The sequence below is a fragment of the Spirosoma sp. KNUC1025 genome (genome assembly GCF_045160025.1).
In the GTDB taxonomy this organism is placed as follows: Bacteria; Bacteroidota; Bacteroidia; order Cytophagales; family Spirosomataceae; genus Spirosoma.
In genome coordinates this window covers 4,499,360-4,509,153 of sequence record NZ_CP087139.1, presented here as the reverse complement: position 1 = coordinate 4,509,153, position 9,794 = coordinate 4,499,360, and the positions used below count along the sequence as shown (strand labels likewise).

The 9,794-nt window shown below is 49.3% G+C and carries 11 protein-coding genes; 9 read left to right on the top strand and 2 right to left on the bottom strand.

Annotated elements, in window-relative coordinates:
• Positions 1-3 precede the first annotated feature (3 nt).
• A complete protein-coding gene (locus tag LN737_RS19800) occupies positions 4-2,070 on the top strand; it encodes a thioredoxin domain-containing protein (protein WP_405511556.1) in 2,067 nt (688 codons plus the stop codon).
• 238 nt (positions 2,071-2,308) lie between these two features.
• A complete protein-coding gene (locus LN737_RS19795) occupies positions 2,309-3,214 on the top strand; it encodes a hypothetical protein (protein WP_405511555.1) in 906 nt (301 codons plus the stop codon).
• Positions 3,215-3,280: 66 nt separating this feature from the next.
• Here LN737_RS19795 and LN737_RS19790 read toward each other — a convergent pair whose 3' ends face one another.
• The gene (locus LN737_RS19790) at positions 3,281-3,703 is read right to left on the bottom strand and encodes a secondary thiamine-phosphate synthase enzyme YjbQ (RefSeq protein WP_405511554.1); all 423 of its coding nucleotides are present in this window, start codon (positions 3,701-3,703) and stop codon (positions 3,281-3,283) included.
• 135 nt (positions 3,704-3,838) lie between these two features.
• Here LN737_RS19790 and LN737_RS19785 point away from each other — a divergent pair, with 135 nt between their 5' ends.
• Both LN737_RS19785 and LN737_RS19780 read left to right on the top strand, forming a co-directional pair.
• The gene (locus tag LN737_RS19785; protein ID WP_405511553.1) at positions 3,839-4,669 is read left to right on the top strand and encodes a toxin-antitoxin system YwqK family antitoxin; all 831 of its coding nucleotides are present in this window, start codon (positions 3,839-3,841) and stop codon (positions 4,667-4,669) included.
• Between the two features lie 142 nt (positions 4,670-4,811).
• Entirely contained in the window at positions 4,812-5,120 is a 309-nt protein-coding gene (locus tag LN737_RS19780; protein WP_405511552.1) for a hypothetical protein, read from the top strand.
• Positions 5,121-5,151: 31 nt separating this feature from the next.
• On the opposite strand, the gene ruvC is transcribed toward LN737_RS19780, so the two are convergent.
• Complete coding sequence (gene ruvC, locus LN737_RS19775) at positions 5,152-5,742, bottom strand: crossover junction endodeoxyribonuclease RuvC (RefSeq protein ID WP_405520465.1); 591 nt, start codon at positions 5,740-5,742, stop codon at positions 5,152-5,154.
• A 46-nt stretch (positions 5,743-5,788) separates the two neighbouring features.
• Here ruvC and LN737_RS19770 point away from each other — a divergent pair, with 46 nt between their 5' ends.
• The 5 genes from LN737_RS19770 to LN737_RS19750 all read left to right on the top strand — a co-directional run bounded on the left by LN737_RS19770 (position 5,789) and on the right by LN737_RS19750 (position 9,716).
• Entirely contained in the window at positions 5,789-6,757 is a 969-nt protein-coding gene (locus tag LN737_RS19770) for a lysylphosphatidylglycerol synthase transmembrane domain-containing protein (RefSeq protein WP_405511551.1), read from the top strand.
• Positions 6,758-6,821: 64 nt separating this feature from the next.
• Positions 6,822-7,940 carry a glycosyltransferase gene (locus LN737_RS19765; RefSeq protein WP_405511550.1) on the top strand — a complete coding sequence of 373 codons (1,119 nt, stop codon included), beginning with the start codon at positions 6,822-6,824 and terminating at the stop codon, positions 7,938-7,940.
• Positions 7,941-8,021: 81 nt separating this feature from the next.
• Positions 8,022-8,669 (top strand): polysaccharide deacetylase family protein, encoded by a 648-nt coding sequence (locus tag LN737_RS19760; RefSeq protein WP_405511549.1) that lies wholly within the window; start codon positions 8,022-8,024, stop codon positions 8,667-8,669.
• Positions 8,656-9,081: a glycosyltransferase gene (locus LN737_RS19755; RefSeq protein WP_405511548.1), complete on the top strand. Its 426-nt coding sequence runs from the start codon at positions 8,656-8,658 to the stop codon at positions 9,079-9,081. The genes LN737_RS19760 and LN737_RS19755 overlap by 14 nt, the downstream gene beginning before the upstream one ends.
• On the top strand, positions 9,054-9,716 hold the full coding sequence (locus LN737_RS19750) for a glycosyltransferase (protein WP_405520463.1): 663 nt from the start codon (positions 9,054-9,056) through the stop codon (positions 9,714-9,716). The genes LN737_RS19755 and LN737_RS19750 overlap by 28 nt, the downstream gene beginning before the upstream one ends.
• Positions 9,717-9,794: the final 78 nt, after the last annotated feature.

The following is a 9,794-nucleotide window of genomic DNA, read 5'->3' as shown; positions in this document are numbered from 1 at the left end:
AATATGCCCAACCAACTGCAATACGAAACCAGCCCTTACCTGCTTCAACATGCGAATAATCCGGTCGACTGGTATGCGTGGGGAGACGAAGCGCTCACAAAAGCCGTTGAGGAAGATAAACCGATTCTGGTGAGTATTGGGTATTCGGCCTGCCACTGGTGCCATGTCATGGAGCGCGAATCATTTGAGAAGATCGACGTAGCGCGCGTTATGAACGAGCATTTCGTCTGCATAAAGGTTGACCGGGAAGAACGTCCGGATGTGGATGCAATCTACATGGATTCGGTGCAGGCGATGGGGGTGCAGGGAGGCTGGCCGCTCAACGTATTTCTGATGCCTGATGCCAAACCATTCTACGGCGTTACGTATGTACCGACCAAAAACTGGGTCAACTTACTGTACAGTATTCAGGCCGCGTTTGAAGAGCACCGCAATGATCTGGTGCAGTCGGCAGAAGGGTTTGCGCGGGAATTAAACCTGACGGATGCCGAACGGTACGGCCTGGTTCAGAACGATCCCCTGTTTTCGCCTGAAATCCTGGATATTTTTTATCGAAAAGTGGCCGTCAAAGCGGATGACGAAAAAGGAGGCATGCGCCGGTCGCCGAAGTTTCCGATGCCGGGTATCTGGCGGTTTTTACTACGTTACTACGATACAACCCTTGCCAGGCCAGGTACGCCCGATCTGGTGGGCAATGCGCCTGCCCTGCATCAGGTAAGGGTGACCCTAGATCGGATGGCGCTCGGTGGTATTTATGATCAGCTAGGGGGTGGATTTGCTCGTTACTCGACTGACGTAGACTGGTTTGCCCCTCACTTCGAAAAGATGCTGTACGACAATGGTCAACTCCTGACTTTATACAGTGAAGCCTACAGCCTGACAAAAAGCCCACTATACAAACACATTGTTTATCAGACTATTGACTTTGCACAGCGTGAATTGCTAAGCCCCGAAGGTGGATTTTACTCCGCTCTCGATGCCGATAGTGAAGGCGTCGAAGGGAAGTTCTATACGTTTACAACGCCCGAATTAAAAGATGCGTTAGGTGCTGATTACGAGTGGTTTGGCGAGTTATATAGCCTCAGCGATACTGGAAACTGGGAACATGGCCGTAACATTCTTCATCGGACCGAACGTGACGAAGCCTTTGCCGAACGCATGGGCTGGTCGTTGGACGACCTGAATGTACGGCTGGATGCTACTCATGTCCGACTCCTGCGGTTACGGACTGAGCGTATCCGACCCGGCCTGGACGATAAAATTCTGTGTTCCTGGAATGGCCTGATGCTAAAAGGGTTGGCAACGGCCTACCGGGTTTTTGGTGAGCCGGATTTTTTGTCAATTGCCTTGCGCCTGGCTTTTTTTCTGTTGAATAAAATGCGCGATAGCCGGAACGGGCGTTTGTGGCATTCTTATAAAGCGGGTCGTGCCCGACAGGCTGGATTTCTTGAGGATTATGCCGCTGTGATCGACGGTTTGCTGGCGCTCTATCAGGCAACCTTTACGGAGAGCTGGCTAACCGAAGCTGACCAGTTAACCCAGTACGTTCTGACTAATTTCGCGGATACGGCCGAGTATGAAACTGGCCCCGACCCTATGTTTTTCTTCACCGACAAAAATGCGGAGGAACTCATTGCCCGACGTAAAGAACTGTTTGATAATGTTGTACCGTCATCGAATTCGATGATGGCAGAAAACCTCTACGTATTGAGCTTACTGCTTGAGCGGCCAGCCTATGCCGAACGCGTCGATCAGATGCTGGGGCGTATACAGCCACTTGTTCAGCAGAATGCCGATTACCTGACAAACTGGGCCGCGTTGTTTGCGCTACGGGTACGTCCCACCGCCGAAATCGCTATCGTTGGACCGGAAGCTGAAGCGTATCGGTCTGAACTGGATACCGAATTCTATCCCAATAAAGTTCTTTGCGGCACTACAGCTATTGGCAACTTGCCGCTTCTGCAACAGCGAGGGCCAATCGACGGACAGACGGCTGTTTATGTCTGCTACAATCGGGCGTGCCAGTTGCCCGTAACCAGCACCGCAGCAGTATGGCAACTGCTACGTTAACCAATAGTTAACAATAACTATTGGTTAACGTAGCATAATTGTCTGCATACGTGTGCCAAATTAGGCTAATAAATTGCCTGCAGGCAGTTTGACGGCACTAAATTCACGTAAAATAAATTAGGTAGAATTTACTATGTAATCCCCCTGGTATTGGCTTGATTTGCACTCATTAAAACGCCCATGATTCTTCAGACAGGCGTTGTGAAGTTCATTGTTTATACTTTTCTCATGAATAGCTATGAAAGCCACCCATTTACTACTCTGGTTTGTTTGTTTGCTGTTTGCATCGGTTGAATTTTTTGGCTGCCAGGATCACGTTATCCCGGGGGTGCCGCCAGGATCGGGCCCTAGTCGACTGCGTGTAAAGACCTTAACACAAATAATTCCGCCCGACGGCAATGTGAACTCGGTGAGTTCATTGACCAATATCAGTGCCTTCGAGTACGATGCGCAGGGGCGACTGGGCAAGATCAATACATTCTACGCGCCCAGTAATACTCCGGCAGAGGTTAATACTTATCAGTACGACGCACAGAATCTACTGACCGAGCACAAACGGGAGATCGTTTCATTGAACTACACTGAAAAGCATCAGTACAGCTATTCAGGGGGGCAGGTCAACAACATCCTGTATTTGAACAATGCCGGTTCGGGCGGATCACCACCAGTCCCCTGGTTCAATGTACACTATAACTACAGCAATGGGATATTGACAAGCAGCAAGCAGTCGCTTCTTCAAAGTATCGGTATCAGCTTCCTGAAGGAATTTGCTTATGGATTTACGGATAATAATTTAACCTCGCTTACTGTTACGGGAGGCATCAATAAAGGCGGCCCCGCATTTCCGACCACGTCAACGTCAACCAGTACGTACGATAATAAAGTCAATCCATTTTACGGTGTTTACATCATTCCGCTGCCCGGTAAAGTGATTAATGTGATCAGTGGGGGGCTACTTGACTTCGCTTTTTATGGTGGACTCGATAATCTGCTCAATTTAAGCCGTAATAACCTACTGGCATCTGCGCCAAGCAACACGTCCTATTCGTATCAATACAATGGTAATAACCTCCCGACCCAACGTATCACAACAACAAATAGTAAGGTTGTGGAGACCTTGACATACGAATACGAAACGTATTAAGAGACGAATGAGCGGGAAGAAGGAAACACTGCGTAACTGATCCGGATTGTTTCCTTCTTCCTTTATTTACTCGCCCCAGGCCGTCAGAACCAGCGTTCGGCGGCCGCCGTCGTTACGGTGCTCGCCTAGATAAACACCCTGCCAGGTTCCCAGATTCAGACGCCCGTTTGTGATCGGAATCGTAACAGAATGCCCCAGCATGGCCGCTTTCAGGTGGGCAGGCATATCGTCGGACCCTTCGTAATCGTGTTGAAAATAGGGCGCATTTTCGGGCACCGTTTTATTGAAAAAACGCTCAAAGTCACCCCGAACGGTCGGGTCGGCATTCTCGTTGATGGTCAGACTAGCCGAGGTGTGCTGAATAAAGACATGCAACATGCCCACCCGAATTTGCTGCAATTCACTGAACTCGCGCTCAATCGTCCGGGTGATCAGATGAAAGCCGCGAGAGTAGGCAGGCAAGTGGATGGTTTGCTGAAACGTAGGCATAACTAACGACGGGTATCCTTAAAATGGACTTAAATGCAGGTTGGAAAGGTAACCAATTTGTATGTCAAACAGTTATGATCTATACGGCTTCGTATAAAGGATCAATAGGCTTTTGCGAAGCATATGGCCTGTGTCATGAAAGCTTTCTACCTTCTGTGGCTCTGTTTCGTGTTCAGCCAATCCGCACTGGCTCAACTGGATTCGTTGCAGCGTATTCCCGACAACGTAGTGCGCAGACTGCATCCCGACTTTGACGAAGAAATTCAGTATTACGGAAAGCATAATGAGTATTTTACGGTTCGGATTCTCCAGAAAAACGGGGCCTTGTTCAGGCTTGATTCCTATAAATTATTGCCCAAGACACTAGCCAACGGATTTACGCTGGATAGCCTCAGCCGAATCGTTCGGTATGGGCCAACCAAAATTCTGTACCGGACCGGGCAGCTATACATAACCTGTGAATACAAGGATGATCTGTTGCAGGGGCCGTTTATGGTTTTCTACGAAGATGGGTCGATCAAGCGCCGGGAATTTTATAAAGGAGGGCGTCTTACGCAAAGTAAGTGCTACGATCTGGAAGGGGAGGTGCAGCGTTGCGAACCCTTTTATCAGCCAACTCAATTCACCGGCAAACCAAAGGAGCTGGCTACGTATCTGAACCAGAAACTGGCAGCGGTACTCGATGGTGAACGAATATGGCGAATTACCGCCACGCTGACTATCAACGAAATTGGTCAGATCGTAAACGTGAAAGTATTGGTTAAAGCCGCCCAAACGGCCGAACAGCAAGTACCGGGTGTGGCCAGCTATGCTCAGCAGGTTATTCGGAATATGCCCGAGTGGACGCCCGACAAACTGAACTGGAAGCCAGCTATAAACGATGGGAAAGCTATATCCGCAACCTGTATTCTGACGGTTTATCGCGTCTATGGCTCACTGCAATATAATCTGGCGTACCGGATGTAAGCAGCTAAACGTTAGCAAAACCACGCATAAACCAAAAACGACCACTTGTCAGCCAAATACTACCTGATATCGATTTCCCCTTTTGAGTAGGTCAACTCATGCTAGTTTTGATACGTTATTTTCCTCTCCCGTAAACCTGTTCATGACTACCTTTCAAGTACTTGGTGTAGGAGCGTGCCTGCTGACCTATAATTTCATCGTTCGGCGAGGTCATCATTCGCTCATACTTCGCTTCGCAGTCATAAAATCGCTGTTTCCTTATCTGGTTCTGGTCGCTTTGTTTATTCTGGGAACCAGACTGGTGAATCGACAGATGAAATACAAGCGTGCGACTCAGGTCTCAACACTCGGTCAGGCCGTTAGCAGCCACCGACTACTGGAAAGCTTAGTTGTTGAACGGACAGGAACGCAGCAGTTGCCTTCGCAAACGAATCTGCAGCCTGTGAGATAAGAGCATAAAGTTTGTAAGGCCATATATTCGCCTACATGATCCGGCCGGAGTTTTCGCTGACAAAAGCACCCCATGCGCCTTTCTTGGTCTTTTTGCCAGGTGCCAGCGGCAACGCATTTTCGTGGAAATGATGGCAAACCGCAATGGCCAGTGCGTCGGTTGCATCGAAAAATTTTGGATCTAAGTCCTCTTTCAACAGGTGGCCTACCATTTGCGAAACCTGATCTTTGGTAGCGTTTCCGTTGCCCGTTACCGACTGCTTGATACGTCGGGGTGCATACTCGACAATCGGTACATTACGCGACAAGGCCGCGGCCATCACAACACCCTGCGCCCGTCCCAGCTTTAGCATAGCCTGTACGTTCTTGCCGAAAAACGGATCTTCAATGGCCATCTCGTCGGGATGATATTCCTCAATCAGCCGAATGATGGTTTCGTGGAGTTTCTGGAGCTTCAGCTGGTAGGTACTATATTTGCTCAACTGAACGACGCCGTACTGTACCATGCTCATCACGCCTGACCTCACCGATATGATACCGTAACCGGCTACTTGGGTGCCGGGGTCTACGCCGAGAATAATTTTCTCTTTAGTGATATCGGAAGAATTGGCTGGAATAATCATAATATGGGCGTTGTACTCTTTGCAAAGTAACGTGTTCTCCTCTGTTTTGTCGCTGAAATCAGATAAAAAAATCATTTTCTGGCTAAAAAGTACCGTTTTTGCCGGACTCGTAGCGTATATCATCTACGTAGTGCGCCAACAACCGCTCGATTGGTCAATTATTCGAAACCAACTCCGGGTCGTGCCCCATCCCGAACGATGGGCTATCGGGTTGTGTTTGCTCACGCCGGTCAATTGGGGATTTGAAGCGTTGAAATGGCAGATTTTACTTCGGCGAGTGGAGAACACCCCATTCTGGGAAGCTTACCGGGGCGTATTGGCGGGAGTGGCGCTTGGCTTTGCCTTACCAGCCCAGTTGGGCGATACAGCCGGGCGGGTTCTATCGCTGCGAAACCATCGGGAACGGGCTATCGGCGCGTCGCTGGTCTCGGGCGGGATGCAGTTTTATGTTGCCCTGGTGTTCGGCACCATAGCCTGGGCGGTTCATCTGACCCTGGTGCCCGAGCGGGCTAATATAACTGGCAACTGGCTGCTAATTATACTGATTATTCTCTCGGGTGGTGGCGTAGTCTTTGGACTGGTACGTCGTCGTTTGGTGAGCTGGCTTGAAAAACGGACTTCTTTACATCGTTTTGCCCAGTACTGGAACGTAGCGGGGATGTATTCCGACGCAGAAATTGCTCAGGCACTTGGCGTAGCCGTACTGCGATACGTTGTTTTTTCGGTGCAGTTTTATTTCGCCATGCGGCTTGTGGGAATAATTCTTCCGCCAGGCATCGCTGCGTCGGGTATTGGCTTGGTATTTTTGGTGAAAACCATCACGCCAGCGTTTAACCTACTTAGTGATCTAGGCGTTCGGGAAGCTGCGGCCCTGTGGGTGTTTGCGCCGGTAGGTGGGGCTGTAGACGCAGTGCCAGCGCCGGTACTGCTGACGGCTACACTGACGCTCTGGATAGCCAATATCCTCCTGCCGGTATTGCTAGGATTGATCTGGGTCTGGAAATTAAAAAAATAGCTCATGGCAGATTTGATGACTGTTGTATGCTGACTAATGACGACTGACCAATGCCCAACAACTAATGCTGCTGATAATTAGCTTTTTATACGCACTGTTTACGCTGACGCTCTGGATCACCTGGCTAAAGATGCCAACACTCCGGAGCAGGGCACTTCTAACAAAGGGTCCCCGGATTACGGTTGTGATTCCTGTTCGGAACGAAGCGCAGAATATAGCTAATTTACTGGATGACCTGAGTCGACAGACCTATTCGCAGTTTGAGGTAATTGTTGCCGACGATTCATCCACTGACGCTACGTTGTCGATTGTTGAGCAGTATGCGCAACAATCAACCTATGAACTATGCGCTTTGCCTTTGACCGATGAACGTACGGCTTCTCCCAAAAAACGGGCGATTACGCAAAGTATCGCGCTGGCTACCGGTGAGCTTATTGTAACCACCGACGGTGACTGTCGCGTCGGGCCAGGCTGGCTGGCTTCATTGGCTGCGTTTTACACGCAAACGGGGGCAAAACTTATTTCAGGCCCGGTAACCTTTACAACTGAACAAACCATTTTTGACTCCTTACAAACGGTAGAGTTTTCAAGCCTGATTGGTACAGGCGCCTGCACCATGGCACTTGGTTTTCCGACGATGTGCAACGGAGCGAACCTTTGCTACGTAAAGGAAGTATTTAAGGAAGTAGGCGGATTTTCCGGGGTCGATCACCTTGCCTCGGGCGACGATGAATTTCTGATGCACAAGGTAGCGACCCGCTATCCCGATGGCGTCCGGTTCCTCAAAAGCCGGGAGGCCATTGTCCAGACTCAGGCGCACCGTAACTGGCTTACCTTTTACAACCAACGCAAGCGCTGGGCAAGTAAGTGGCGAGCCTACGAGAGTCTGTTACCGTCGGCACTGGCCGTTTTTATTTTTCTGAGTAATGCGGTACCGGTTATGGCAGGTTTGGGCTGGTTGCTCGGTTTTTTAAACGGAAACACCGCTCTTGTCGTTATAGGATTAAAGCTGGTACCCGAGTTTTTGTTTTTACGACAAGTTCTTGTTTTTTTACAAAAAAAATCGTCAGTAGGCGTTATTCCGCTGACACAGTTGATGTATCCACTCTACGTTCTTTTTTTCGGGCTTGCCGCTCAAAAAAAGGATACATATGGAAAGGACGGAAACTTAACTGATGCATGATGTACGACATAGGGTAGGTGATTATCAATCAGGCACATACCATCTATTTTATGTATCAGGCATCCTAGATCACATAGCGCTTTGTCTTTTTTTCTACACAAATCCAACTTTTTGCTCCGAACGGTCTACCCTGAGTTCTGGTGGAAGATCGATGATGAAACTGAACCAACCATTTATCTGACGTTCGATGATGGTCCGATTCCGGAAGTGACCCAGTTTGTGCTCGAACAATTGGACAAATACGCGGCTCAGGCTACGTTTTTCTGCATTGGCGACAACGTTCGGAAGCACCGGGATATACTTTATCAGGTTCTTGAAGCGGGTCATATGGTAGGTAACCATACATATAATCACCTCAACGGCTGGAAAACAGACGACGACCTGTATCTGGAAAATATACAAAAATGCCAGCAGCAGTTAGGCATCGAAACAGCCCTGTTCCGACCCCCGTACGGACGAATTAAAAAGACTCAGGTAGCTCAGGTGATTGAAGCGTATTCGATTGTGATGTGGGACGTACTGACGGGTGATTTTGACCGAACTCTGTCTCCGGATGTATGTCTTCGAAAAACGATTCAATACACCAAGCCGGGTTCTATTGTCGTCTTTCACGATAGCCTGAAAGCTTGGCCTACCATGCGGTATGTTCTGCCCCGGATGCTGGCTCATTTCGCTACGCTGGGCTACTCATTCCGTGCCGTTCCCCAACCCACCTATGCCGGTTACTGACCGTTCCGGCCTCATCGCAACGAGTACACCGCAGTCGGACCAGGCCTACCCGGACGGAGATCGCCCACTGGTAAGTATTTTAATTGCCGCCCGCGACGAAGAATATACCATCCTGGCTTGTTTACAAGCTATAGCCCGGCAGATGGATGGGGAGACATCCGTTGAAGTGCTGATTGGTGATGACCAGTCGGCAGACCGCACACGGTTGGTGGTTGCAGATTACATTGCTGATAAACCCAGGTTTCGGCTCGTTGATAGTGTAGTTAATCAAGCTGGATTGGTCGGAAAAGCGAACGTACTGGCCCAACTGGCCCGGCAGGCGCGGGGTAGTCTTCTTTTTTTACCGATGCAGACACCCAGGTTTCTCCAGACTGGGTTGCCGGAATACGTCGTCGGTTTGTATATAGGGTAGGTATCGTGACAGGGGTTACGTTGCCGAATGGACCTTCCGTTTTTCACCGGCTTCAAACCATAGACTGGCTTTATAACCTGACCCTGACTCATTTAGGCAGTAGTTTGGGGATTCCGATTACGGCGATGGGTAATAATATGGCTGTGAGCCGCGAAGCTTACGAAGCGGTTGGGGGCTACGAATCATTGCCATTTTCGGTAGTAGAAGATTATACGCTGTTTCGCGCTATTGTCCAGAAAGGTTACAGCTTTTGGAACTTGCTGGATGAAAACGTACTGGCCCTCACCAAACCCGTCGATACGTTCTATCTGTTTTTGCAGCAGCGGAAACGCTGGATGCGGGGCGCTGTTGACCTGCCCGTCTGGATGGTGATTTCGTTGTATGGACAGTATCTGGCAGGGCCGATTCTGTTGCTACTTGGCCTATTTGCACCTACGTTGGCTGTTATGCTTTATCTCACAAAACTGTTTGTGCAAACGACGGTGATTTCATTCGGATTAAGCCGTTTGCGTCGAACCAGCCTGTGGCCGTATGCGTTGCTTTTTGAGGTCTACCAACTCATCATTGGGCCCGTATCAGTCCTGTTTTACCTGTTACCGACCCGGATTGAGTGGAAAGGAAGAGTTTATAAATAAGATAGGTGTAGCGTCATTAAGTCGTAACACGCCGACGTAATGCGGCAACGGCTCAATTCTCTACACCGCAGAACAATA